16 protein-coding genes are annotated in these 25730 nt (G+C 62.5%); 5 read left to right on the top strand and 11 right to left on the bottom strand.

Annotated features, from left to right (window positions below; translation table 11 throughout):
- Window positions 1-36: 36 nt before the first annotated feature.
- The 7 genes from DZG07_RS16175 to DZG07_RS16205 all read right to left on the bottom strand — a co-directional run bounded on the left by DZG07_RS16175 (window position 37) and on the right by DZG07_RS16205 (window position 8763).
- Complete coding sequence (locus tag DZG07_RS16175) at window positions 37-1245, bottom strand: ABC transporter substrate-binding protein (RefSeq protein WP_119818638.1); 1209 nt, start codon at window positions 1243-1245, stop codon at window positions 37-39.
- 378 nt (window positions 1246-1623) lie between these two features.
- Window positions 1624-3249, bottom strand: coding sequence for an AMP-binding protein (locus DZG07_RS16180; RefSeq protein ID WP_119818640.1), 1626 nt, complete (start codon window positions 3247-3249; stop codon window positions 1624-1626).
- 6 nt (window positions 3250-3255) lie between these two features.
- Complete coding sequence (locus DZG07_RS16185; protein ID WP_119818643.1) at window positions 3256-4413, bottom strand: acyl-CoA dehydrogenase family protein; 1158 nt, start codon at window positions 4411-4413, stop codon at window positions 3256-3258.
- A gap of 1 nt (window position 4414) precedes the next feature.
- On the bottom strand, window positions 4415-5227 hold the full coding sequence (locus DZG07_RS16190; RefSeq protein WP_119821795.1) for an enoyl-CoA hydratase family protein: 813 nt from the start codon (window positions 5225-5227) through the stop codon (window positions 4415-4417).
- Window positions 5220-5708, bottom strand: a complete 489-nt coding sequence (locus tag DZG07_RS16195; protein WP_119818646.1) for a MarR family transcriptional regulator — start codon at window positions 5706-5708, stop codon at window positions 5220-5222. The genes DZG07_RS16190 and DZG07_RS16195 overlap by 8 nt, the downstream gene beginning before the upstream one ends.
- Window positions 5705-6466 (bottom strand): SDR family NAD(P)-dependent oxidoreductase, encoded by a 762-nt coding sequence (locus tag DZG07_RS16200; protein WP_119818649.1) that lies wholly within the window; start codon window positions 6464-6466, stop codon window positions 5705-5707. The genes DZG07_RS16195 and DZG07_RS16200 overlap by 4 nt, the downstream gene beginning before the upstream one ends.
- A complete protein-coding gene (locus DZG07_RS16205; protein ID WP_119821797.1) occupies window positions 6463-8763 on the bottom strand; it encodes a bifunctional salicylyl-CoA 5-hydroxylase/oxidoreductase in 2301 nt (766 codons plus the stop codon). Before DZG07_RS16205 ends, DZG07_RS16200 begins: the two co-directional genes overlap by 4 nt.
- 213 nt (window positions 8764-8976) lie before the next feature.
- Here DZG07_RS16205 and DZG07_RS16210 point away from each other — a divergent pair, with 213 nt between their 5' ends.
- Entirely contained in the window at window positions 8977-9807 is an 831-nt protein-coding gene (locus tag DZG07_RS16210; RefSeq protein WP_119818652.1) for an alpha/beta hydrolase, read from the top strand.
- Window positions 9808-9855: 48 nt separating this feature from the next.
- The gene (locus DZG07_RS16215; protein ID WP_091911983.1) at window positions 9856-10092 is read left to right on the top strand and encodes an Lrp/AsnC ligand binding domain-containing protein; all 237 of its coding nucleotides are present in this window, start codon (window positions 9856-9858) and stop codon (window positions 10090-10092) included.
- A gap of 230 nt (window positions 10093-10322) precedes the next feature.
- Here the strand turns inward: DZG07_RS16215 and DZG07_RS16220 are convergent, their stop codons facing one another.
- From DZG07_RS16220 to DZG07_RS16235, 4 genes are all read right to left on the bottom strand, one after another.
- The gene (locus DZG07_RS16220; RefSeq protein WP_091911985.1) at window positions 10323-11087 is read right to left on the bottom strand and encodes a heme ABC transporter permease; all 765 of its coding nucleotides are present in this window, start codon (window positions 11085-11087) and stop codon (window positions 10323-10325) included.
- Between the two features lie 82 nt (window positions 11088-11169).
- Window positions 11170-12945 (bottom strand): glucan ABC transporter ATP-binding protein/ permease, encoded by a 1776-nt coding sequence (locus DZG07_RS16225; RefSeq protein ID WP_091911986.1) that lies wholly within the window; start codon window positions 12943-12945, stop codon window positions 11170-11172.
- Window positions 12946-13189: 244 nt separating this feature from the next.
- Window positions 13190-21742: a glucoamylase family protein gene (locus DZG07_RS16230; protein ID WP_119818654.1), complete on the bottom strand. Its 8553-nt coding sequence runs from the start codon at window positions 21740-21742 to the stop codon at window positions 13190-13192.
- Window positions 21743-22102: 360 nt separating this feature from the next.
- Complete coding sequence (locus tag DZG07_RS16235) at window positions 22103-22447, bottom strand: RidA family protein (protein ID WP_091911991.1); 345 nt, start codon at window positions 22445-22447, stop codon at window positions 22103-22105.
- A gap of 282 nt (window positions 22448-22729) precedes the next feature.
- On the opposite strand from DZG07_RS16235, the gene aztA reads away from it, so the two are divergent.
- From aztA to aztC, 3 genes are read left to right on the top strand one after another with little or no spacing between them, the layout of a single operon-like run.
- A complete protein-coding gene (aztA, locus tag DZG07_RS16240; protein ID WP_119818657.1) occupies window positions 22730-23572 on the top strand; it encodes a zinc ABC transporter ATP-binding protein AztA in 843 nt (280 codons plus the stop codon).
- Between the two features lie 8 nt (window positions 23573-23580).
- On the top strand, window positions 23581-24447 hold the full coding sequence (gene aztB / locus DZG07_RS16245) for a zinc ABC transporter permease AztB (RefSeq protein WP_119818660.1): 867 nt from the start codon (window positions 23581-23583) through the stop codon (window positions 24445-24447).
- Between the two features lie 22 nt (window positions 24448-24469).
- Window positions 24470-25411, top strand: a complete 942-nt coding sequence (aztC, locus tag DZG07_RS16250) for a zinc ABC transporter substrate-binding protein AztC (protein ID WP_119818663.1) — start codon at window positions 24470-24472, stop codon at window positions 25409-25411.
- The last annotated feature ends 319 nt before the right edge of the window (window positions 25412-25730 follow it).

Below are 25730 nucleotides of genomic sequence, written 5' to 3' on the forward strand. Positions count from 1 at the left end.
GGTCCGGGCGAGCCCGGACCTCGCGCCTCGAAAGGCTTACTTGGCCGCTTCCTTGAAGCCCTTGCCGTCGACGACCATCTCGATGACATTGCCCGGCACGTCGCCGTTCTTGTCGAACTCGTGGCTGCCGGCAGCGCCTTCATAGTTGATGTCCTTGCCTTCGGCGATCAGCTTCTTGGCCTTTTCCCATTCGCCGGGAAGGATCACCTCGCCCGGAGCCGAGGAGACTTCGCGGAGCGCAGCGCTCAAGCCTTCGCGCGAATCCTTGCCGAGCTTCTGGATTGCCAGCGCGATCATGAAGGCAGCGTCATAGGACTGCGCGCCGAAATTGGCGTTCGGGTCGAGGCCGGCATCCTTGGCGATCTTGGCATAGACTTCCGTGCCGGGGCTGACCGAGTTGCCGATGCGGGTCGCGACCATGCCGTCGACCTTGCCCTCGCCGACATTCTTGACCAGCGCGTCGCTGACCATGCCGTCGCCGCCGGCGAACTTGGAGAAGTCGCCGCCTTCGAGAGCCTGGCGGATGATGGTCGAGCCGGAACCGTCGACATAGGCGAGCACGACTAGCGTGTCTGCGCCCGAAGCCGCCAGCGAGCCGACTTCGGCGCGGTAGTCGGCCTTGCCGTCTTCATGCGCTTCCTTGGCCGAGACGGTGCCGCCGAGCGTCTTGAACGCGCCTTCCAGCGCGTCGGCAAAGCCCTTGCCGTAGTCGTTGTTGACATAGGTGATGGCGATGTTGTCGGTGCCCTTGTCCTTCAGGATCTTGGCCAGCACTTCGCCGCTGTAAGCGTCGGACGAGGTGGTGCGGAACACCAGATCCTTGTCGTCGAGCGTGGTCAGCGCCGGAGACGTGGCAGCCGGCGAAATCAGCAGCACGCCGCCGGGAATGGCGGCATTGTTGGCGGCCGCGATGGTCTCGCCCGAGCAGAGCGGGCCGACGAGAGCCGTCACCTTCTCGGAATTGACCATGCGGTCGGCGGCGTTCGATGCAGCCGTGGCGTCGGCGCAGGTCGAGTCGCCGGAGATGATCTCGAGCTTCTGCCCGTCGAGAATGCCGCCCTGGTCGTTCACATCCTTGACCGCCAGCTTGGCCGCCTCGAAGATCGGCGGCAGCATGCTTTCGATCGGGCCGGTGAAGCCGCCGAGAAAGCCGATCTTCACATCGGCATGGGCCGAAGCGGCCCCTGCCAGAATGGCGGTGCTGACCATGGCGGTTGCCAGAAGCCGTTTGGTGATGCGTTTCATGATAGTTTCCTCCGAATGTTGCGTATGAGACTTGCCGTCTTGACACTTTGATGCGCCAAACCGGGAATATGAACCGGCCGGTCAACCCGACGTCACGCCTTCAAGACATGCCCGCCGCCCATTTTCCAGCCCTGGTCCGGTCCTACAGAAGAGCGCCAATCCCGACAAGCCTCCCAGCTTGAAACGAACTGCGCCCCGTTTTCGGCAATCCTCCTTTGCCGATATTCGCCGGGCAACGGGTTTAACCCTTATTTCCGGCATCTCTAAACAACCAGCCTCAGACAGGCACAGAAATCAACAGGCTTTTACGTCTTTCGAGCCACGAAAGCCGTTGACGAAAGGGAAGCTGATCGGTGATGGCACCTACTCCTCTTCCGCTCAGTTGACGGTCCTGCCGCGCAGTGCAAAGCGCTGGATCTTGCCTGTCGCCGTCTTGGGAAGGGCGTCGACGAACTTGACCGAGCGCGGATATTTGTAGGGTGCGATCACCTGCTTGACGTGGTCCTGCAGCGCCTTGATTGTTGCGGCATCAGCCGGCACATCCGCTGCCAGCACGATATGCGCCTGCACGATCTGGCCGCGCTCCTCGTCATCGGCGCCGACAACCGCGCATTCGGAGACGAAATCGTGGCTGAGGAGCGCTGCCTCCACTTCCGGCCCGGCGATGTTGTAGCCGGCCGAGATAATCATGTCGTCGGAGCGGGCGGCGAAATGGAAATAGCCGGCCTCGTCCTGGTAGAAAGAATCGCCGGTCAGGTTCCAGCCGTCGCGGACATATTTCGCCTGCCGCTTGTCGGCGAGATAGCGGCAACCGGTCGGCCCGCGCACCGCAAGCCTGCCGATCTCGCCGCGCGGCATCTCGTTCATCTCGTCATCGACGATCTTCGCCTGATAGCCGCCGACCGGCTTGCCGGTGGAACCGGGTGCGGAATCGCCGAGCCGGTTGGAGATGAAGATGTGCAGCATCTCGGTCGCGCCTATGCCGTCGAGCATCGGTTTGCCGGTCTTCTTCATCCACGCGTCGTAAATTGGCGCGGGCAGCGTTTCGCCCGCCGACACCGCGATGCGCAGCGAACTGAGATCGGCGCCCTCCTCCATCGCCGCCAGCATGACGCGGTAGGCGGTCGGCGCGGTGAAGCTGATCGTCGCCTTGTAGGTCTCGATGATCTCGATCATCTTCGGCGGCGTCGCCTGTTCGAGCAGGGTTGCGGCGGCCCCGAAACGCAGCGGGAAGATCGCCAATCCGCCAAGGCCGAAGGTGAAGGCCAGCGGCGGCGAGCCGACGAAGACGTCGTCCGGCTGCACGTCCAGGACTTCCTTGGCATAGGCGTCGGCGATGATCAGCAGGTCGCGATGGAAATGCATCGTCGCCTTGGGTTCGCCGGTCGTGCCCGAGGTGAAGCCGAGCAGCGCGACATCGTCGCGGCCCGTCGGCACGGCTGAGAATTTCACCGGCTTGTCGAGCGCGATGCGGTCGAGCTCGGCGTCATGATTAGCGGTGCCGTCGAAGCCGATGACCTTTTTCAGGAAGCGGCTGTCCTTGGCGCAGGCGACGAGTTCGTCCTTGATGCGCGTGTCACACAGCGCGAACTCGACCTCGGCCTTGTCGATGATCTGGCCGAGTTCACCGGCGCGTAGCATCGGCATGGTGTTGACGACGACGGCACCTGCCTTGGTGGCGGCGAGCCAGCAGGCGACCATGGCAGGATTGTTGGCCGAGCGGATCAGCACACGATTCCCGGGCTTTACGCCGTAATTCTCGACCAGCGCATGGGCGATGCGGTTCGACCAATCGGTGAGTTCTTTGTAGGTGCGGCGGCGGCCATTGCCGATCAGCGCGGTATTGTCGCCAAAACCCTTGGCTACCATCGCATCGGTGAATTCGACACCGGCATTCAGGACTTGCGGATAGTCGAAGCCGTCGAGCAATAGATCCGGCCACTCATCATCCGGCGGCAGGTTGTCACGTGTGAAAGTGTCGGTATGCGCCGATGGTCCCAGCATTTGTTATTATCCCCTCGCCAGTGTTTGCCTGGCTATTATGATTTTCTGCACGTCCGAGGCGCCCTCATAGATGCGCAGCGCCCGAATTTCGCGGTAGAGGCTTTCGACGACGCTGCCCTTGCGCACGCCGTCGCCGCCATGGATCTGCACCGCCTTGTCGATCACGCTCTGGGCGCGGTCGGTGGCATAGAGCTTGGCCATCGCCGCTTCGCGGCTGACACGGGCAGCGCCCGAATCCTTCAGCCATGCGGCGCGGTAGACGAGCAGTGCCGACGCATCGATGTCGAGCGCCATGTCGGCGATGTGGCCCTGCACCATCTGCAATTCGGACATCGGCGCGCCGAACAATTCGCGCGAGGTCGAACGCGCGATCGATTCATCCAGTGCCCTGCGGGCAAAGCCGAGGGCTGCCGCCGCGACCGTCGAGCGGAATACGTCGAGCACCGACATGGCGATGCGGAACCCCTCGCCCGGTTTGCCGAGCATGGCCGACTTCGGCACGCGGCAGTTCTGGAAGGACAGCCGCGCAAGCGGATGCGGCGCGATCACCTCCAGCCGCTCGGTAATCGACAGACCGGGCGTATCGGCAGGCACGATAAACGCCGAAATGCCCTTGGCGCCTGCCCCTTCGCCGGTGCGGGCGAACACCGTATAGACATCGGCGATGCCGCCGTTGGAGATCCAGGTTTTTTCGCCGTCGAGGACGTAAGAGTCGCCCTCCTCGCGCGCGGCGAGATCGAGATTGGCGACGTCGGAGCCGGATTTCGGCTCGCTCAGCGCAAAGGCCGACAGCGCGTTGCCGGCGCGGGTTTTCGTCAGCCATTCGCGTTTCTGCCCGGGCGTACCGAACAGCGAAATCGCTCCGGTGCCGAGCCCCTGCATGGCGAAGGAGAAATCGGCAAGCCCATCGTGACGGGCGAGCGTCTCGCGGATGATGCAGAGGCTGCGGACATCGAGCCCGCTTTCGGCGTTTTCCGGATCGACGGCCGAGTGGGTCAGCCAGCCGCCTTCGCCCAGTTTTGCCACCAGTTCGCGGCAGGCGGCATCGACATCGCCGTGGTCGCCATGCCTGATGTTGGCGGCGGCCCACGCCTCGAGCTTGTCGGCTAGCGCCCGGTGGCGATCTTCGAAAAACGGCCAGTCGAGAAAGCTGCGGTCCGGCATCTCAATCGCCCTGGAAAACGGGTTTCTGGTGCGCGACGAAAGCGTCGTAGGCGCGCTTGAAGTCCAGCGTCTGCATGCAGATCGCCTGCGCCTGCGCTTCGGCCTCGATCGCCTGCTCGATCGACATCGACCATTCCTGATTGAGCATGGTCTTGGTCATCATGTGACCGAAATTCGGGCCGTCCGCGAGGCGTTTCGCCAATGCCAGAGCCTCGGCGTCGAGCGATGCGGGTTCGACGATGCGATTATAAAAACCCCAGCGCTCGCCTTCCTCCGCACTCATGGTGCGGCCGGTGTAGAGCAGTTCCGATGCGCGTCCCTGCCCGATGATGCGGGGCAGGATCGCGCAGGCGCCCATGTCGCAGCCGGCAAGGCCGACGCGGGTGAACAGGAACGCGGTCTTTGCTTCCGGGGTGGCAAGGCGAATGTCGGACGCCATGGCGATGATGGCACCGGCGCCGACACAGACGCCATCGACGGCGGCGATGATCGGCTTGCCGCAATTGACCATCGCCTTGATCAGGTCGCCGGTCATGCGGGTGAAGCGCAGCAGGCCCTTCATGTCCATGTCGAGCAGCGGGCCGATGATGTCGTGGACATCGCCGCCCGAGCAGAAATTGCCGCCATTGGAGCCGAACACCACGGCCTTGATATCGTCGGCATAGGCGAGCGCGCGGAACGCATCGCGCAGCTCGGCATAGCTGTCGAAGGTCAGCGGGTTCTTGCGCTCCGGCCGGTCGAGCGTGATGACGGCGACGCCGTCCTCGACGCGCCAGCGGAAATGTTTCGCGACGTAGCCCGCCATATCAGTCATCGCCATTCACCTTTGCTGTCAGTTTCGGCGAATTGCCGATTGTATCGAGATGGCCGATCATCTGCTCGCAGGCTTCCGGCGGCAGCTCTTCCAGAATGGCGCTGACCCACGTCGCATGCGCCGCCGCCATCCTGGAAAATTCCTCGGTTCCCTTTTTGGTCAGCCGCACCAGCGTCGCCCGCTTGTCGCCGGCCACCGGCACGCGCAGCACCAGCCCGTCGGTCACCAGGCGCTCGATGATGCCGGTGACATTGCCGTTGGACACGCGAAGGGCGGCTGAAAGCTCGCTCATCTTCAGCCCGTCCTCGAAACGGTAGAGCGCGGCCAGCACATCGAAGCGCGGCAAGGTAGTATCGAACTCGACACGCAGGTTCTCGCGTACGGTGGCCTCGACCAGCCTTGTCGCCTTGAGCAGTCTCAGCCAGACGCGCAGGCGCTGCCTCGCCATGTCGGGAGCTTCGCCCGGTTGCGGCATGCTCATATTTCGCCTCCCGAAATGGACAGGGCCTGCCCCGTGACCGAAGCCGAATGCGGCCCGCAGAGATAAAGCACGCTCTGCGCGACCTCTTCCGGCAACACGAAACGGCGCTGGGGATTGGTCTTCGTCAGCGTGGCGATGGCCTCGTCGCGGCTCTTGCCGGTCTTCTCAATGATGGTCTCGATAGAGCGTTCGAGCATCGGCGTCAGCGTGAAGCCGGGGCAGACGGCGTTGACGGTGATGCCGGTGTCGGCGAGTTCCAGCGCCAGCGAGCGCGTCAAGCCGAGGACGCCGTGCTTGGCCGCGCTGTAGGCCGATACGTAAGAGTAGCCCTTCAGGCTGGAGGTCGAGGCGATTGCGATCAGCCGGCCCTCCCTGCGCTTCATCATGCCGGCAAGTGCCTGCTGGAAGGTCAGGAAAACGCTGGTCAAATTGACGTCCAGCATCTGCCGCCACAGATCGAGGCTGGTGCGGTGGAAGGGCGCGCTTTCGGCGGCACCGGCATTGGCGACGACGATGTCCAGTTCGCCGACTTCACGGGCGATGCGCTCGAACAGTGCCTTCACGGACGCCTCGTCGGTTACATCGGCGGTCATGGCGACGATGCGTTGCGATGATGCCGCGACATCGGCAAGCGGCTCCATGCGGCGACCGGATATCACGACCGTTGCGCCGGCATCGGCAAGCGCCCGGGCGATCGTAGCGCCCATTCCCGAGCCGCCACCCGTCACCAATGCGCGCTTTCCCGTGAGGTCGGTCATACGGCGCGATCCTGTGCCGCCATCTCGGCGGCGCGTTCGGCCAGGCGGCGAATCTGGTCGCCACCGGGCTGATAGGGGTCGGGCCAGGCCTCGACGGTGTCGCCGAGCGAGGCGGCGGCGCGCAGTGTCCAATAGGGATCGGTCAGATGCGGGCGGGCGAGGCAGACGAGATCGGCACGGCCGGCAAGCAGGATCGAGTTGACGTGGTCGGGCTCGTAGATGTTGCCGACAGCCATGGTCGCCATGCCGGTTTCGTTGCGGATGCGGTCGGAGAACGGCGTCTGGAACATGCGGCCATAGACCGGGCGGGCAAGCTCGGTTGTCTGGCCGGCGGATACGTCGCAGATGTCGACGCCAGCCTGCTGGAACATTTTTGCGACCTCAACGGCTTCCTGCGGCGTCACGCCCTTTTCGCCGACCCAGTCATTGGCCGAGATGCGCACAGAGATCGGCTTTTCGCGCGGCCAGACTTCGCGGACGGCGTGATAGATTTCCAGCGGATAGCGCATCCGGTTTTCCAGCGAGCCGCCATATTCGTCGGTGCGGTTGTTGGTCACCGGCGTGATGAAGGACGACAGCAGGTAGCCGTGCGCGGCGTGGATTTCGAGCATGTCGAAGCCGCAGCGATCAGCCATCTCGGCGGCGGCGACGAACTGGTCGCGAACCAGATCCATGTCGGCGCGGGTCATTGCCTTCGGCGTCTGGTTTTCCGAAGACCAAGGCAATTCCGAAACCGACATCAGCGGCCAGTTGCCGTCCTTCAGCGGCTTGTCGGTGCCTTCCCAGCCAACGCTGGTGGACCCCTTGCGGCCGGAGTGGCCGATCTGGGCGCAGATTTTCGCTTCCGTCTCGGCATGCACGAAATCGACGATACGCTTCCAGGCGACCTCATGTTCCGGCGCATAGAAGCCGGGGCAGCCGGGCGTGATGCGGCCTTCGGGGCTGACGCAGGTCATCTCTATATAGAGCAGCCCTGCCCCGCCCTTGGCGCGCTCGCCGTAATGCACCAGATGCCAGTCGGTCGGCGTGCCGTCGACGGCCTTGTACTGCGCCATCGGCGAGACCACGACGCGGTTTTTCAGCTCCATGTCGCGCAATTTGAACGGCGCGAACATCGGCGCGCGGCGCGTGCCTTGCGGCGCACCGGCCGTTTCCTGGAACCAGCCTTCGGCGCTTTCCAGCCAGGCCTTATCGCGCAGGCGCAGGTTTTCGTGGCTGATGCGCTGCGAGCGCGTCAGCAGCGAATAGTTGAACTGGACGGGGTCGAGATCGAAATAGCGCTCGACCTCCTCGAACCATTCCAGCGAATTACGCGCCGCCGACTGCAGGCGCAGCACCTGAATGCGGCGCTCGTCCTCGTAGCGCGCGAAAGCCTGCTCGAGCGTCTTTTCCGTGTGCACCAATTCGGCAAGGGCGGCCGCACTTTCAAGCGCCAGCTTGGTTCCCGATCCGATCGAGAAATGCGCGGTCGCCGCCGCATCGCCCAGAAGCGCGATGTTCTTGTAGGACCAGCGCTTGCACAGCACGCGCGGGAAACTCAGCCAGGCCGAACCGCGAATGTGGTTGGCATTGGTCATCAGCGCGTGGCCGTCGAGATGCTTTGCGAAGATGCGCTGGCAGACCTCGATGCTCTCCTGCTGGCTCATCTCGCCGAAGCCGAACTTTTCCCAGGTCTCGGCGCTGCATTCGACGATGAAGGTCGCGGTGTCGTTGTCGAACTGGTAGGCGTGCGCCCAGACCCAGCCGTGCTCGGTCTCCTCGAAGATGAAGGTGAAGGCATCGCCGAATTTCTGATGCGTGCCGAGCCAGACGAATTTGCAGGCGCGCACGTCAATATCCGGCTCGAACTCGGCGGCGAATTCGCTTCGCGCCCTGGAGTTCAGGCCATCGGCGGCAACAACCAGATCGTACTCCTCGGCATAGGCAGCGACGCTTTCGACATTGGTCTGGAAGCGCAGCTCAACGCCGAGTTCGCGCGCCCGCTCCTGGAGCAGCATCAGAAGCTGCTTGCGGCCGATGCCGCAGAAGCCGTGGCCGGTCGAGACGGTTTTCGTGCCCTTGAAGTGGACGGCGATGTCGTCCCAATAAGCGAAATGCGAGCGGATGGCGGCGGCACTGACGGGGTCGTTGGCGGCGAGGTTGGTCAAGGTCTCGTCGGAGAGCACGACGCCCCAGCCGAAGGTGTCGTCCGGCTTGTTGCGCTCGATGACGACGACCTCGGAATCCGGATCGCGCAACTTCATGCTGATTGCGAAGTAGAGGCCGGCTGGCCCTCCCCCGAGACAGGCGATCTTCATCAGCACCAACTCCGATTGACGATGAGAGGATGGCACCGCGTCCGTATAATTTCAAGCATGAAATTTCAAGCTTGAAATTAATCGACGGTTGGCGGAAGCTGCTTCTGGTTGGATCAACGAGCCGGCAGGTTTCCGCCCTTGCGGGACGGTCGGGCAAGATGGTCAATAACGGGATGGTGCGCCGCTGAAGGCGCCAGCGCAGTGAGGCAGGGAATGTCGGCAAATTCGACCACGGACTGGAGCGACGCCTATTCCAACGGGGCTTACATCCCCGACGCCAGTGCGTTTCCCGGCAAATGGCAGGTGGCTGCGGCTTCATTCCGCGATGACCTGCGCGCGGCAAAGCGCCTGCGCGAGGACATTTCCTATGGCCCGCATCTGCGCAACCGTTTCGACCTGTTCCTGCCGGAGGGAACGCCCAAGGGCCTCGTCGTCTTCGTCCATGGCGGCTACTGGATGTCGTTCGACAAATCGGCGTGGTCGCATCTCGCGCAAGGATCGCTCGCCCATGGCTATGCGCTGGCGATGCCGTCCTACGTGCTTTGCCCGGAAGCGCGCATATCCGACATCACGAGGCAGGTCGGGGCAGCCATAACTGCGGCGGCAAGCGAAATCGCAGGGCCGATCCATCTCACGGGCCATTCCGCCGGCGGCCATCTGGTCAGCCGCATGAACACCTCGACCTCTCCGCTCGGTGCCGACGTGCTTGCGCGGCTCAAGAAGACAGTATCGATTTCCGGCCTGCATGATCTGCGGCCGCTGATGAAAACCAAGATGAACGAGACCCACCGGCTGGATATTGCCGACGCGCGGTCCGAAAGTGCCGCCCTGTTGGAGCCGCTCGACGGCATCGACATTACCTGCTGGGTCGGCTCGGCCGAGCGGCCGGAATTCCGGCGGCAGAACGCGCTTCTGGAAAATCTCTGGAGCGGTTTCGACGTCAGCGTGTCGAGCGTGGAAGACGCCGGCAAGCATCATTTCGATGTCATCGATGGGCTTGCCGATCCTGACCACAGGCTGGTGCGGACCCTGCTCGGCGTGTAAAGAAGGCTCGCGGGCATTGCCCCATCATACGAAGTATCCGGAGGTTCCATGCAAACCGTATTCGTCCAGCTGCAATGCACGCCCGGCCAGACCTATGCCGTGGCCGACCAGCTTTACGAGCGCGAGGTGGCTTCGGAACTCTATTCGACCAGCGGCGACTACGACCTGCTGATGAAGATCTATATCGAGGACGATGTCGATATCGGCAAATTCATCAACGAGAACGTCGCCAATGTGCCAGGCATCGTGCGCTCGCTGACGACGCTGACGTTCAAGGCGTTTTAGCTATCTGATTGGGGTGCGTCCTTCGAGGCTCGCTTCGCTCGCACCTCAGGATGAGGGAGGTCGGTGCGTTTCAGACCAATTTCTGAAAAGCTGGCTCATCCGGTAGGATGGCAGCGGAATCTGAGCGAAGAATAGCGCCGGCCTTCCTAATCATCATCATAGCGCCAACCTCCCTCATCCTGAGGTGCTCGCGCAGCGAGCCTCGAAGGACGCACAACCCAGACTGAAATTCAGGCAGGTTTCCGGTCGGCGCGGCGGGCTGCGATGTAGCGCATCGCGGTTACGCGGCGGCGCATGATCTCGGTGCGCATCGCCATCAGGTGCAGCGTGAAGAACAGCACGGTGAAGCCAAGCGCCATGATCATCAGCGGCCAGAGCAGGCTCGGATGGATGGTCGGGCCGCCGAGGCGGAAGACCGACGCCGGCTGATGCAGCGTGTTCCACCAGTCGACCGAGAATTTGATGATCGGGATGTTGATGAAGCCGACCAGCGTGATGATGGCGGCGGCGCGCGCCGATCGTGCGGGGTCATCTAAAGCGCGAGTCAGCGCGATGATGCCGAGATACATCAGGAACAGGATGAAGACCGAGGTCAGCCGCGCGTCCCACACCCACCAGGTGCCCCACATGGGCTTGCCCCAGATGGAGCCGGTGATCAGCGCCAGCGCGGTGAAGGCCGCGCCAATGGGTGCAGCGGCCTTGAGCGAGACGTCGGCCAGCGGATGGCGCCAGACCAGCGTGCCGAGTGCAGCCAACGCCATCAGCGAGTAGCACATCATGGCGATCCAGGCGAAAGGCACGTGGATGTACATGATGCGGACGGTGGTGCCCTGCTGGTAATCCTCGGGCGCCGCGAAGCCCAGATAGAGGCCGAACGCCAGCAGAAGAATCGAAAGACCCGCCAGCCAGGGCACGAGCCGGTCGGCAAGCGCCAGGAAGCGGGTCGGATTGGCAAGATCGATGAAGCGGCCGGGCCGCGCGCTCGTTTCACTCATGGGAACTAATTAGCCCGGTCCGAGCGTCCGGGCAATGCGGGAGGTCGCCGCAGGACGACCTCCCATAGTTCTATCCGACCAATCAGGCCGCGGCAGCAGCCTGCGAGACGTGGCTGAGGGCGCGCACGTCCTCGTCGGTCAGCAGGCCGCCGGCGCGAAGCAGGCTGGCGAAGCGGCCGTTGGTGGCCGACAGTTCGGCAAAGCCACCCATTTCCACGATCCGGCCCTTGTCCATGAAGAGGACGAGGTCGGCATCGCGAACCGTCGTAAGGCGGTGCGCGATGATGAAGGTGGTGCGGCCCTGACGAACGCCGTCGATGGCTTCCTTGACCCGCGATTCCGTCTCGACATCGAGCGCGCTGGTCGCCTCGTCGAGCACCAGGATCGGCGCGTTCTTGAGGATGGCGCGGGCAATCGCGATACGCTGGCGTTCACCGCCGGAGAGCTGGCCGCCACGCTCACCAACCTTGGTGTCGTAGCCTTCGCTCTTCGACAGGATGAAATCCTGCGCGGCAGCGGCTTCGGCTGCGGCATGAACCTCGGCGTAGGTCGCTTCCTCGCGGCCGATGCGGATGTTCTCCTCGATCGACCGGTTGAACAGGCCGGCATCCTGGAACACCGTCGCGATCGACTGACGCAGCGACTTCTTGGTGACAGTCTTGACGTCGATACCGTCGATCAGGATGCGGCCTTCCTGCGGCGTGTGAACACGCTGGAGCATATTGATCAGCGTGGTCTTGCCAGCACCCGTCGGGCCGACGATGGCAACAGTCTGACCGGCCTGGACCTCAAAGGAAACGTCCTGCAGGCCCTGCCCCGAATTCGGGAACTCGAAGCTGACATCCTCGAAGCGGATGTGGCCGGTGATGTTGTTCATGTCGCGCAGGCCTTCCGGCTCCTTGCGGTCAGCCACGGAGTCTTCCAGTTCATAGAAGGCTTCCAGCTTGGCGCGGGAGTCGAAGATCTGGTTGGCGAACTGCGAGATCTGGTCGAGACGGCTGATCAGCAGCGTTGCAAAGCCGATGAAGGCAACGATGTCGCCGATGCGCAGCTCGCCGCGGGAAACCAGCAAGGCACCGATCATCAGCACGACCATCATCGAGATCGTCGAGGCAAGGCGGTTGAGCGCGCTTGCAAGCGCCCACCAGTCGAGCACCGGATACTGTGCCTGGATCAGATCGCCGACATGCTTGCGCAGCCGCTGGGCTTCCTCGTTGAAGCGATTGTAGCTCTGCAGCACGGCAACGTTGTTGACCGAGTCCGTCACATGCGAGAACACCTCGTGATAGTGACGTTCCACCTTGGCCTGCCCGTCCTTGGTCTTGTGCATGACGACGCGGCCGATGATGAGGTATAGCGTACCGAGCACCAGCAGCACCAGCGACATGCGCAGGTCAAGCGAAACGGCGGTGGGGATCAGCAGCAGCAGCGCCACGGCTGTGGTCAGGTGCGTGCGCATGAATTCAAGCCAGAGGCTGAACAGCGTTTCTACCGCACGAAGCATCGTGTGCAGGGCGTTGGACGTACCCCGCACCTGATGCCACGACAGCGGCATGGTGATGACGCGTTCGAAGGACTCGCAAAGCACTCCGGCACGGCGGGCATGCGCCAGCCGGTCAGCGCCACGAGCGACGAGCACATAGGCGAGAATGTTGAATGCCCCGAGCCCGGCCCAGAGCATCAGCGTTGAGAAAACCTCGCGCTTGTCGGAGATGGCATCGATGACACGGCCGAACATGATTGGTTCGGCAATGGTTACGATGGCCAGGACGACATTGGCCGCGCAGATGAAAAATACACGCTTTTTTTCGGTAGAAAGATACCGAAGTGCGCGAAAGTAGATTTCAAGCAATGACACGAAACTCACTCCGTGAGAACAAAAACCGTGCAGCGCTCCATTGCTCGTCCCAACATTGTCTGCTGCACCGCAAGACAATGTTCACATACAGCCTCAGTTCCGTTTTTTCGAAACAACATCGGGCAACGCCCCGTAATCTGCCGTGATCGCCTAAGGAATTGAGTTTTAATGAAAAATGGCACCGTTGCGGCAAAATCATGGCAGATGATTTAACCTTGGTTCCGACCTGGAAATATTCTTTTCTTCAGGACGGAATCCGAACAGTCACCTCATTTTCGCCAGTCGTTCGCAACTCGAACGAGGCACCTTTCGATCGCTTTCCATTGACGTCGACCGTCACCGCTTTCACGGCTTTGTCGCGCGTCACACGGATGCGATAATTACAGCCCCCAATATGAACGGTAGCTGAATAACCATCCCATTCACTCGGCAAAACAGGATCAATCGTAAGGTGCGAGCCACGTTTGCGGATTCCGAGGATGTTTTCCACCGCCGCGCGGTATAGCCAGCCCGCCGACCCGGTGTACCAGGTCCAGCCGCCACGGCCGCCTTTCTCGCCTTCCGAATAGACATCGGCGGCGACCACATAGGGCTCGACGCGGTAGCGTTCGGCGCCATCCTCATCCTGCGCGTGGTTGACCGGATTGAGCATGCTGAAGCAGCGCCAGGCGTCGTCTGCCCGCCTCATTTCGGTCAGTGCGATGACAAACCAGGTGGCGGCATGGGTATATTGGCCGCCATTTTCGCGCACGCCCGGCGGATAACTTTTTATGTAACCGGGATTCTTTTCGGTTTTCGAGAAGGGCGGGGTGAAGAGTTTGACGATCTGGAGCTCGTCGTCGACCAGTTGCTTGATCGCCGAGTCCATGGCCGTCTTCGACCGCACGGGGTCGCCTTCGCCCGAAAGCACGCTCCAGGACTGGGCGATCGAATCGATCTGGCATTCCTCGGAACTGCGCGAACCGAGCGGAGAGCCGTCGTCAAACGAGCCGCGGCGATACCACTCGCCGTCCCAGCCAGCCGTCTCCAGCGCCTGCTTCAGGCTGCGGGCGTGCTTTTCCCACTTGTTGGCGCGCTTGGTGTCGCCCTGCTCGCGGGCGATCGGCGCAAAATCGCCAATCGTCTTCAGGAGGAACCAGCCGAGCCACACACTCTCGCCCCTGCCCTCCTCGCCGACACGGTTCATGCCGTCGTTCCAGTCGCCGCCCAGGATCAACGGCAGGCCGTCGGCTCCGGTGCGCTGGATAGCTAGATCGAGCGCGCGGGCGCAGTGCTCATAAAGCGTAGCCGATTTCTTCGACTTCTCGGGCGTGAAGAACGCATCATGTTCGCCATCGTGCAAGGCCGGCCCTTCGATGAAGGGAATGCTCTCCTTGAGGATGGATGCGTTGCCGGTGACATTGACATAATGCGCCGTCGCATAGCCCAGCCAGACCACATCGTCGGAAATCCGGGTGCGGACGCCCGCATCCGTGCGCGGCAGCCACCAATGCTGGACGTCGCCTTCCACGAACTGCCGGCGCGCGGCATTCAGGATCTGGTCATATGCCAGCTGCGGATCGTGCATCAGCAGCGCCAGCGTGTCCTGCAGCTGGTCGCGGAAGCCGAATGCACCGCTTGCCTGGTAGAATGCAGAGCGTGCGCGGATACGGCAGGCGACGCTCTGGTAAGGCAGCCAGTGGTTGACCATGGCGTTCAGCGCCGCGTCGGGCGTCTCGACCTGGATGGTGTCGAGGAAGCCGCGCCATTCCTTGTCGTTCTCGGCCAACCGCTTGTCGAAATCGCGCTTGCGATGCTTGGCGACGAAGGTGCTGGCCTCTTCCGGCGAACCGGCATCGCCGAGCAGGAAGAGGATGGTGACCTCGCCGCCCGCAGGTATTTCGATGTCACGCGCGATCGCCGCACACGGATCCGTGCCAGCTTCGACCTTGCCGGACAGCGCCAGCCCGCCAGTCACGACATGCGGCGCCTCGGCGGTGCCGTTCCTGCCGATGAACTCGCTGCGATCGGTCGTCACCGATTGCGCGTCGCCGTCACTCGCCAGGAAGGCGACACGGTCGCCGAAGTCCAGGCTGTAGGCGTTCTTCGCCAGAAGCGCGCCAGTCGCCGCATCCTGCGATGGTACGATCGTCGGGGCGGATTTCGCGCGATTGGTGCCGAGCACCCACTCGGCATAGGCATAGATGCGCAGCCGGGCCGGCACCGCACCGGAGTTGCGGAGGCGCAGCCGCGAAATCTTGACCGGGTCCGCCGGATCGACGATCTGCGTGACTTCGGCGAAAAGCGAGCCGCGGGTCGCGCTGAAAACTGAGAAGCCCTGCCCGTGGCGGGCCTCGTAGACGATCGACGGATCGCGCAGCACGCCGGCAAAGGGCGAGAACGCCTTGCCGCTGGCAAGGTCGTGGATGTAAATCGCCTCGCCGGGACGGTTGCTGACCGGGTCGTTGGACCAGGGCGTGAGCTGGAAGTCGCGACTGTTGCGGCTCCAGGTGAAGGATGCGCCTTCGGCTGAAGTGTGGAAGCCGAACGACGCGTTGGAAATGACGTTGATCCACGGCTGCGGTGTCGACTTCTGACCGCCCAACCGCACGACATAGTCGCGGCCGTCACGGTCGAAACCGCCAAAGCCGTTCCACAGAGCGAGGCCCTTGCCGTCAGCAACGACAGGCTTGCGCGACGGTGCCGTCGACTGTGCTTCTGCGGAAGCGTCGGTCAGAGCCAGAGCTTCTGTTGCCATCAGCGCATCGCGCGCCTGCAATGCGGCGGCTTCCGCCCGCTCGATCTGGTCGAAGATAGTGCCGTTGCGGGTGTGAAGCGCCACGCGCGCCGAAGCCAGCAGCGTCTTGTAGGACGTCTCGTCCATGAGATCGCGGCGCACCGCAAAGATATGCTGGCGCGGCCCGAGTTCCTTGCCGCGCATGCGGCTGTTGTCGCAGAGCCATTCGATCGACTGCTGCAGGTCCTGCACGTAGGAAGACGCCTGTTCGTTGACGATCACCAGATCGGCGACGAGACCGCGCGTGCGCATATATTCCTGGAAGCGCAGCGCCTGCGCGACGATTTCCAAATCGGCGACATCGCCGATCCTGACTGCGAAGATCGGGTAGTCACCCGAAATCGCCATCGGCCACAGGGCCGACTGACGCCCGAGGCCCGAGGCTACGGTTTCGGCCGGCACGCGCAGGAAGGGATCGGGATAGAGCAGATAGCGGGCAAGCTTCTGGACATTGGCAGCGTCGGCGAGGCTGAGGCCGAGATGGCGCGTCTGCACCTGCGAGCGCGTCCATGCCAGCATGGCCTGGCGCGAAAAGCTCTCGGCGTGATCGAGCCGGGTCATCGTGCCGTCGATCTCTTCGCGATTGGCGCCGACGATGGTCCAGAAGGTGAGCGAGACCTTCTTGTTGGCCGGCACGCGCACGCGGCGGCGCAGGGCCATGACAGGATCAAGCACGAAGCCGGAATGCCCGCCAAGCTTTGCGCCGGGATCGAAGGCAGCGGCATCGGCGATGCTGCGCCCACGGCCGATGAAGGCGCGGCGGTCGGTTTCGGCTTCCGTGTCGCGGGTCAGGCCCGAAGCATCGGTGATGAAATGCGCCGCCGCGATATCGGGCTCGCTGGCCTCGCGCTTGCGCCGCGTGGCGAAGATGGCGCTGTTGTTATCCGATATTTCGGTCTCGACGAACATCTTCGAGAATACGGGATGCGCGCTGTCGTTGGCTTCGGGCGCTAGCACCCATTCGGCATACGACGTGACTTCGATGTGGCGGTCGACATTGCCGTCATTGGCAATCGTTATGCGCCGGCCATCGCCATTGCCTTCGGAGACGACGATGCATTCGACCTCGGAGCGCAGCGTGCCGACCGACTTTATGAAGGTCGCCTTGTCGTCGCAGAAAAGCGTCTGGGCGTGCTCGGATTCGGCGCGTTTCGGCTCCGTCGTCGCCGACCACCACTCCCCCGTATCGATGTCGCGAAGGAAGAGATAGGTGCCGAACCGGTCCTCGGTCGGGTCGGCCTGCCATCTGGTGATGGCGAGATCGTTCCAGCGGCTGTAGCCCGAGCCGGTCGCCGTCACCATTACCGAATAGCGGCCATTGGACATGAGATTGGTCGAACGCAGTGCACGCGCAGGCTCGATCACCAGCCGCGTGTCGGCGCTGTGCTCGACCGTTTCGGCCTTGCCGCGCTCGTCGGCCTCGGTGCGCACCGTGGTCACCGGGATGTCGCGCGGTGCCTTTTCCTGGAGCAGCAGTTCGGCAGCCTCGATCACCGGATCGCTGTGGAAGCGGTCACGCATGCGGCCTTCGAAAATGGCGTTGGCGACCGACACGATCGACATGCCCTGATGGTGGGCCATGTAGTTGTAGACGACGGCATGGTCGGTGCCTTCCGGCACGCGCTGCGGCGTGAAGTCGACGGCATCGTAATAGCCGTAACGGCCAAGCGCGCCGATCTTGCGCAGGCGCTCGAGGTTCTGCACCGCCTCATGCGGCATGAACTGTGCGGCCAGCACCGTTGCGTAGGGCGCGATCACCGTGTTGTGCGACAGACCGCGCTTGAGGCCAAGGCCGGGCACGCCGAAATTGGTGTACTGATAGGTCATCTCGCGGTCGCGGCCATTGTAGGCGGCTTCCGAAATGCCCCACGGAATGTGCTTCGAGCGGCCATATTGCATCTGGCGGCGGATCACCAGCTTGCTGGTCTGGTTGAGAAGGCCGCCCTGCGGCTCCTTCATCACCAGCGGCGGCATCAGATACTCGAACATCGAGCCCGACCAGGAGATCAGGGCCCCCTTGAAGCCGATCTCGACCAGCGGCCGGCCAAGCCGGAACCAATGCTCGGTCGGGATATCGCCCTTGGCGATGGCGAACAGGCTGGTCAGGCGAGCTTCCGATGCGAGAAGGTCGTAGCAGCTTTCGTCGAGCTGATGTTCCTCGACTCGGTAGCCGATCGACAGCAGCTTGCGGTCCTTGCGGAGCAGGAAGGAAAAATCCATCTCGAAGGCAAAGCGGCGCGCACGTTCCTGAAGGTTCTTCAGCTTGGCGCGCAGGGCCTCGATCGACTTCTCGTCGCTGTGAGCGTCGTGGACATGCGCCTCGCATGCAGCTTCCAGCTTGGCCGCCCATTCGGTCAACACTTCGCTTTTCGAAGAGCCGACTTCCGTATGGATGGCGCTTGCCAGCTTGCGGAATTCGCCGGACAGCACTGCCAGGTTGATGGTGCGGATCGACGCCATTTCTGGCTGCTGCTTGATCGTCTCGACCGCGCGGCGCATGCCGTCGATGCGGTCGCGCAGCCGCTGGCGCAGCGGCCGCAGCTGGCGGCGATCGTCTGGCAGTTCATCGAGGCTCTCGTCGAGAACCGCGACCGCGTCGAGCAGGCCGTCGAAATCGCCCTGAAGGTGCACGGAAGGCGCTTCCGCCCATTCGGCGCAGGCGGCAGCGACGGCGACCAGATGGCCGGCGAGATTGCCGCTGTCGACGCTCGATACGTAGAGCGGATAAAGCGGACGCAGCGTCGTGGTGTCGTACCAGTTGAAGAGATGGCCCTGGTAACGGCCCATGCGCTCGATGGTGCTCATCGTCTGGTCGATGCGCTCGGCGGCATCGGCAAGGCTGATCCAGCCGAAATCGCGCGCTGAAACCACCGACAGGAGATAGACGCCGATATTGGTCGGCGACGTCCGGTTGGCGACGACGGGATGCGGCGTTTCCTGGAAATTGTCAGGCGGCAGCATGTTGTTGTCGGCATTCACATAGGTTTCGAAATAAGCCCATGTGCGCCGCGCGACGATGCGCAGCCGGTCGACATCGTGCCTGGAAATGCGAAGCCTGTCCTCGGTTTCGGCCGAACGGCTGATAAGCCAGGCGAAAGCCGGCGAGCCGGCCCAGAAGATTGCGAAGAAGAAGGCGACGAAGCTGCCGGTCGAATCCGCGGCCACCGGAATGGCCAGGCCGGCAATGGCGATGACTACCGCGCCACGCATCATCCTGTAATAAGACAGGAGATCGTTGCCGCCGGTCTTGTGCGCTTGCGAGGCCGTGCGCCATTCGAGCAGGTTTTGCCGGCTGACGAACAGCCGGTAAAGCGTGCGAACGATCGCATCGCCCATCATCCAGGCGCTATGGGCCATCAACACCACGCGCAGCGCCACCATGGCAGTGCCGAAGGCGACGTCGCGGGAAATCGCGCTGAAATGGCCGCGCGCGGTCGCATCGCGGCTCTTCGGCATCAGCGAGTTTACGATGTCGAAGGTCGGTGCCATGAACAGGCTGAGAATGAGCAGGGCCTGCCATTGAGCAGCCTGTGTGAAGGGCAGCAGCGTCCAGCCGCCGATCGACGACATGACCCAGAAGATCGGCGTCAGCGTGCGGCGCAGATTGTCGACCATCTTCCAGCGGGAAAGCGCGGGCACACCCGACTTCGGATCGAAGATGAAGCCAAGAAGCTGCCAGTCGCCCCGCGCCCAGCGATGCTGGCGCGAAGCATCGACCGAGTAGCGCGTCGGATAGTCCTCGACTACCTCGACGTCGGTAACCAGCGCGGAACGTGTCAGCGCGCCTTCGAGCAGATCGTGGCTGAGGATGGAATTCTCAGCGATACGCTCCCTCAGTGCCGCTTCCATCGCGTCGATATGGTACAGGCCCTTGCCCGTGAAGGTGCCATCGCCGAATACGTCCTGATAGAGGTCCGACACGGCAAAAACGTAAGGATCCAGGCCGCGATTGGCCGAGAATACGCGCTGGAAGAACGACGCCTCGTCGCCGCTGGTCAGCGACGGCGTCACGCGCGGCTGCAGGATCGCGTAGCCGGCGGTGATAAGACGATGGTCGGCATCGAATTCCGGCCGGTTCAGCGGGTGGCAAAGCTTGCCGACCAGACGCTTCACCGCATCGCGGGTCATCTTGGTGTCGGCATCGAGCGTCATGACATGGACGACGCCTTCCGGCAGCGGAGCGTCCGGCGGCAGGAACGTTGTGTCACCATCGCCGCGCAGCAGGAGGTTCAATTCGTGCAGCTTGCCGCGCTTGCGCTCCCAGCCCATCCACGTCTTTTGCGACGGGTTGTAGAGCCGGCGCCGATGCAAAAGATGAAACAGCGGCGCGCCTTCGACGGGATAGCGCTGGTTGAGCTTGGTGATCTCGGCGCGAGCATAATTGAGGATTTCGAGATCGCCGGAGGTCTGCTCGCTTTCGCTGTCGGGCCAATCCGACAAAAGCGCGTAATGTATCTCGCCTTCCATGTTGGCCAGGTGATGCACTTCGAGCTGTCGAATGTTTTCCTCGACATCGTCGCGCGACCCGATGAGGGATGGCACAACCACCAGCGTGCGCGCCTCGGCCGGCACGCCCTCCTTGAATTCGTAGCCGACCAGCCGCGTCGGCTTCAGGAACAGCAGAACGATGGTGTTGAAGAACGCCATCGCGCCTTCGCTCGCCGGCACGCAGAACAGGACCAGCATCAGGATGATCGCAGGGGTCGAAAGGCCGATCCCCGCCAGCGCAAAGCCCGACATCGTCAGAAGCAGGACGGTCAGCGCGAAAACCGGCACGACGATGCCCGCCCAGCCGGTGCTCTTGAAAGCACGCAGAAGCCTCAGGCCGAAGTCCGGCCTGAAGCCGATTTCCTTCTCCAGTTCGAGCCGCCGCGGGCCGACAAGGAAAAATCCGACATCGTTGCAGTTGGCAGCCTTGGGATCGCCCGGCTCGCCGGCCTGCTCGGCCATGTCGATCGCCTTTTCGGCGACGTCATACTCGCTGCGCTTGGAACGCCGCGCCAGATCCTCGATTGCCTGGCGATACTGGTCGCGCGACTGGAAATCGAGTTCGCCGAAATTGCTGCGCTCGCGCAGCAGCCCGTCGACCGGGCTGACCGACTCGAACCAAATCGTCCAGTCGACATCGTTGAGCAGCCGCAGGCCCTTGATGATGTTGCCGGTGGTGACGTTGCCGCTCGACAACGTCTGGTGTTCCTTGATGATGATTTCTTCGGCGTCGGAGCCGGATTTTTCGAGCTGGTCCTCGAGCCAGACAAGCGCCCTGCCCGAATTCTGCGAACCATCGCGCAGGCGGTGGAGAAGCTGCGTGGCGAAGGTGGTGTCGCGAGCGTGCTCGGTGTAGCTCGACAGGATCGTCTTGCGATCGTCGCCATCGACGAAAGCGAGCACCCGGTCGGCGACGTCGTTTGCGATCTGGCGCATCTCGTGCGCCCTGTTCACGCGCACGGCAAGCCGGCGCAAATTCTCGATTAGCACAAAGCGCAGCAGCGAGGGCAGCGCCCATAATTCGCCGATATGCATCGGCTCGACCGACTGATAGCCGTCGACGAGCGCCTTGAACATGTCGGCCAGAACGGTGCTGTCGGAATGCGCGACATAGACCCACGCCAGCACGAGCGCGCGCGGCACGACCACGCCGTTGGAAAGCGTCATCGTCGGCAGTTCGCGGTAGAAGCGGCGCGGCAGGTCTCGCTTGATCTGGAAGATCGTTTCCTCGACCAGATAATTGTTGTCGAGAAGCCACTGGCCGGCCGGCGTTATGGCGTCGCCCTTGGCCTGCGCTGCATTGGTGGCGCGGTAAACGGCGAGAATCTTCTCGGCGTTCTCGCGGTTGCGGGCCTGGAAGTCGAAAGGCTTGAGACCGTAGAAGTCGGTCACTTCATTTCGGGCGAGGCTTTCGCCCAATGCCCTCAGGCGGTCTTCTGGAAGGTAGTTCGAACGTATGGGTTGCTCGGCAACCGCCGGAAAAATTGCAACTGTCTTTTCCTCCAACGCGGCAGGATCAGTCTGAACGTTCATCAATATTAAATCCGCTCAACAAAAAGGGTGCCGCGTCTCGCAACGCAGCCATTATATGGCCAGAACCATTCGGAATACGATTGGTTGCATCACACGTCGGCTAAAATATTATTTTGCCTTGCAATATGGGCCTTCGTGGAAATGTGTCGGACATTTCCCTGTCAAAAAAATGTCAATTGGATCAACCGATAATGACAGGATGCGAATCCTGGCTTTTTTGCGGTTCGCGGTCCGCAATTGAGCACGCTCATGAACCCAGTCCAGGACGCGATGCCGCTCGGCGGACGCCGTAATTCGGCAAAGAGGTTTCAGGCACGTCTCACGCTACCGCAGCGGCGCGAGACGTGCCTGTCAGCCTGATCAGGCAGCGGCCGTGATGATGATCTCGACCTTGTATTCCGGGGCGGCCAGCTTGGCCTCGCCGGTAGCGCGAGCAGGCGTGTTGCCCTGCGGCACCCAGCCATCCCACACGGCGTTCATTTCGGCGAAGGTGCTCATGTCGGCGAGCCAGATGATCGCCTGAAGGATCTTCGTCTTGTCCGAGCCGGCCTTGGCGAGCAGCTCGTCGATCGAGGCCAGGATATCCTTGGTCTGCTCGGTGACGCTGGTGCCGGGCTTGCCGACCTGGCCCGCCAGATAAATCGTGTTGTTGTGAATGACGATGTCGCTCATGCGCGGACCGACATCGATGCGGCGGATGGTCATGGACTTTCTTCCTTCCTTGGTTCGTTGCCGCGCGCCTCTCCAAAGGCAGCCCGCCAACTTCGTCTTGCCCATAAGGGCGAGTTCGAACAGCCTCTTAAGTTTCGGCCCGCCGCGCGGCAAGAGCCAGCCACGGCAAATCAGTGAGATATGCCTGTCCACTGTGGACGGCGAGCGGGCGCGCCATGAATCCACCGCATTTGCCCGGCCTATCGTTGACTAATGTAATAACATCACATATCCAAGGCCATCGATCGCAAGATCGCACCAGTTCCAGATGGTTCCATGACCGACGCCTGCCTGACATTTCGCGACCTGACGCTTGGCTATAACAGCCACCCGGCGGTCCACCATCTGAGCGGAGCGGTGAAGACCGGTTCGCTGACCGCTGTCGTCGGCGCCAATGGCTCCGGCAAATCGACGCTGATGAAGGGTATCGTCGGCGTGCTGAAGCCGATGGCCGGAACCTGCCTCAACACCAAGGGCGCGCGTATCGCCTATCTGCCGCAGCAATCGGAACTCGACCGCTCCTTCCCTGCCCGTGTCGTCGATCTCGTTTCCATGGGCCTGTGGCCGCGCCGGGGCCTGCTCGGGCGCTTCACCAAGGACGACCGCGACGACGTTGCCAAGGCATTGATGGCGGTCGGGCTCGAAGGTTTCGAAAAGCGGCCGATCGACACGCTTTCCGGCGGCCAGCTGCAACGCACGCTGTTTGCCCGCGTGCTGGTGCAGGACGCCGACCTGATCCTGCTCGATGAGCCTTTCAACGCTGTGGACGCCAAGACCGTCGGCGACCTGATCCTGCTGATCAAGCGCTGGCATGGCGAAAACCGCACGGTGATGGTCGTCGTTCACGACCTTGAGCTTGTGCGGGAGCATTTCCCCGAAACGCTGCTTCTGGCGCGCCAGCCTGTTGCCTGGGGCGCAACGAAGGAGACCTTGCGCCCGGAAAACCTCTTGCGGGCGCGCCGCTTCGACGAAGCCTGGCACGACAACGCGCCCTGGTGCGAGCCGGACGGCCAAGCGCACGATCATGACCACGTGCATTCCCACGATCACAGCCACCATCATCACGACCATGGCGAGAGCCGCGAACATGACCACGAATCCGGTCCAAGGGCGGCCTGAGCAACACCATGTATGATTTCCTGATCGCCCCCTTCGTCGAATTTGGCTTCATGCAGCGCGCGCTTGCCGGCTCGCTGATGCTCTCGCTCGGGGCCTGCCCGGTAGGCGTCTTCCTGATGCTGCGGCGCATGAGCCTGACCGGCGACGCCATGGCCCACGCCATCCTGCCGGGTGCTGCGGTCGGTTTCTATATGTTCGGCCTGCAAATCCTGCCGATGACGATTGGCGGCCTTATCGCCGGCGTCGTCGTCGCACTGGGTGCAGGCGTTGTTTCGCGCTTCACCATTCAGAAGGAGGACGCCTCTATGGCCGCCTTCTATCTGGTGTCGCTGGCGCTCGGCGTTCTGATGGTTTCGATCAAGGGTTCGAGTGTCGATCTCATGCATGTGCTGTTCGGCACCGTGCTTGCCCTCAACAACGAGGCGCTGACGCTGATCGCCATTATTTGCGGAACAACCTTGCTGACGCTGGCGATCTTCTGGCGCGCCATCATCGCCGAATGCCTCGACCCCCTGTTCCTGCGCTCAGTCAGCCGCCTCGGCACGCCGGTGCACTTCATCTTTCTCGGCCTGGTGGTGCTCAATCTGGTCGGCGGGTTCCAGGCGCTCGGCACGCTGCTATCGGTCGGGCTGATGATGCTGCCGGCGGCAGCCGCCCGCTTCTGGACGGCGCGCGTCGAGCGCATGTGCGCGCTGGCGATCCTCATAGGCTTTGTGTCCTGCATCGCCGGCCTGCTGATTTCCTATCACCAATCCCTGCCCTCGGGTCCGGCCATCATACTTTCCGCCGGCGTGGTCTATTTCTTCTCGACCATCTTCGGCACGCGCGGCGTCTTCAACACGCGCCTGCGCCACCACCGCCACAGAACCGCCTGATCAACATCAAGGAGATCTATCCATGCTCAAGACCATCCGGCTTGCCGCCCTCATGAGCGTTATAACATTAACTCCTTTCGGCCTGGCTTCCGCCTTCGCCGAACCGCTGAAGGTCGTTGCCAGCTTCTCCGTCATCGAGGATTTTGCGAAGAACGTGGGCGGCGACCGCATCGAACTGACCACCATCGTCGGCCCCGACGGCGACGCCCATGTCTACGAGCCCAAGCCGGCTGACGCGGTGGCGATGTCCAAGGCGGACGTCGTTCTCGTCAACGGCCTGCATTTCGAGGGCTTCTTGCAGCGCCTAATCGAGGCCAGCGCCACCAGGGCGACCGTCGTCGAACTGACCAAGGGCGTTGAACCGATCAAGATGAAGGAGGAATTCGAGGAAGCGGAAGAAGGCGAAGCCGCCGGTCACGCCCACCATCACGGCGATACCGACCCGCATGCCTTCCAGTCGATCGCCAATGCCAAGATCTATGTGAAGAACATCGCCGACGCCTTCTGCACCGCCGACGCGGCTGGCTGCGACACCTACAAGGCCAACGCTGACGCCTACACGCAGAAGCTGACGGAGACCGAAGGAGAGGTGAAAGCGGCGATCGCCTCGATACCCGAGAGCAAGCGCACGATCATCACCTCGCACGATGCCTTCGGCTATTTCGAGCATGAATACGGCCTGACCTTCCTGGCACCCGAAGGCATTTCCACCGAAGCGGAACCTTCGGCAGCCGACGTTGCCGCGCTGATCAGGCAGGTTCGGGAAGACAAGGCCTCGGCGGTGTTCGTGGAAAACATCACCAACACGCGGCTGATCGAGCAGATCGCATCCGAAACCGGCCTCAAGGTCGGGGGAACGCTTTACTCCGATGCGCTGTCGTCCAAGGACGGCCCAGCCTCGACCTATATCGACATGATGCGCAACAACATCACCACCATCAAAGGCGCGATCCTCGGGAGCTGATACCTGTGAAACTGAGTCAGAAGGTTACTTCAACCTCCTGACAATGTGTTGCTTTTCCTGATTAGGAGCACTGCCGAACCAATCCCTCGCTACGCCACAGCCGACCCCCACTCCGTCTCGGCTTCGCCGAGCCACCTCTCCCCCTCAAAAGGGGAGAGGAAGGGTGCCTACCTTGCGACCGGCGTTTCCTCTCCCCCGTCGATCGGGGGAGAGGTGGTTTGCGACGCAAATCGGAGTGGGGGTCGAATACGCGCTAGCCCTGAAAGGCGGGACGACCTTCCGCCTTTTTTCACCCATCCAATTGTTATGTTATTACATT

It is taken from the genome of Mesorhizobium sp. DCY119 (assembly GCF_003590645.1).
Classification (GTDB): domain Bacteria; phylum Pseudomonadota; class Alphaproteobacteria; order Rhizobiales; family Rhizobiaceae; genus Mesorhizobium_M.

What these genes read in the sequence shown, in the direction of transcription:
- DZG07_RS16175 (WP_119818638.1), bottom strand. Translation starts at nt 1,245, where the DNA reads ATGAAACGCATCACCAAACGGCTTCTGGCAACCGCCATGGTCAGCACC.
- DZG07_RS16180 (WP_119818640.1), bottom strand. Translation starts at nt 3,249, where the DNA reads ATGCTGGGACCATCGGCGCATACCGACACTTTCACACGTGACAACCTG.
- DZG07_RS16185 (WP_119818643.1), bottom strand. Translation starts at nt 4,413, where the DNA reads ATGCCGGACCGCAGCTTTCTCGACTGGCCGTTTTTCGAAGATCGCCAC.
- DZG07_RS16190 (WP_119821795.1), bottom strand. Translation starts at nt 5,227, where the DNA reads ATGACTGATATGGCGGGCTACGTCGCGAAACATTTCCGCTGGCGCGTC.
- DZG07_RS16195 (WP_119818646.1), bottom strand. Translation starts at nt 5,708, where the DNA reads ATGAGCATGCCGCAACCGGGCGAAGCTCCCGACATGGCGAGGCAGCGC.
- DZG07_RS16200 (WP_119818649.1), bottom strand. Translation starts at nt 6,466, where the DNA reads ATGACCGACCTCACGGGAAAGCGCGCATTGGTGACGGGTGGCGGCTCG.
- DZG07_RS16205 (WP_119821797.1), bottom strand. Translation starts at nt 8,763, where the DNA reads ATGAAGATCGCCTGTCTCGGGGGAGGGCCAGCCGGCCTCTACTTCGCA.
- DZG07_RS16210 (WP_119818652.1), top strand. Translation starts at nt 8,977, where the DNA reads ATGTCGGCAAATTCGACCACGGACTGGAGCGACGCCTATTCCAACGGG.
- DZG07_RS16215 (WP_091911983.1), top strand. Translation starts at nt 9,856, where the DNA reads ATGCAAACCGTATTCGTCCAGCTGCAATGCACGCCCGGCCAGACCTAT.
- DZG07_RS16220 (WP_091911985.1), bottom strand. Translation starts at nt 11,087, where the DNA reads ATGAGTGAAACGAGCGCGCGGCCCGGCCGCTTCATCGATCTTGCCAAT.
- DZG07_RS16230 (WP_119818654.1), bottom strand. Translation starts at nt 21,742, where the DNA reads ATGAACGTTCAGACTGATCCTGCCGCGTTGGAGGAAAAGACAGTTGCA.
- DZG07_RS16235 (WP_091911991.1), bottom strand. Translation starts at nt 22,447, where the DNA reads ATGACCATCCGCCGCATCGATGTCGGTCCGCGCATGAGCGACATCGTC.
- aztA (WP_119818657.1), top strand. Translation starts at nt 22,730, where the DNA reads ATGACCGACGCCTGCCTGACATTTCGCGACCTGACGCTTGGCTATAAC.
- aztB (WP_119818660.1), top strand. Translation starts at nt 23,581, where the DNA reads ATGTATGATTTCCTGATCGCCCCCTTCGTCGAATTTGGCTTCATGCAG.
- aztC (WP_119818663.1), top strand. Translation starts at nt 24,470, where the DNA reads ATGCTCAAGACCATCCGGCTTGCCGCCCTCATGAGCGTTATAACATTA.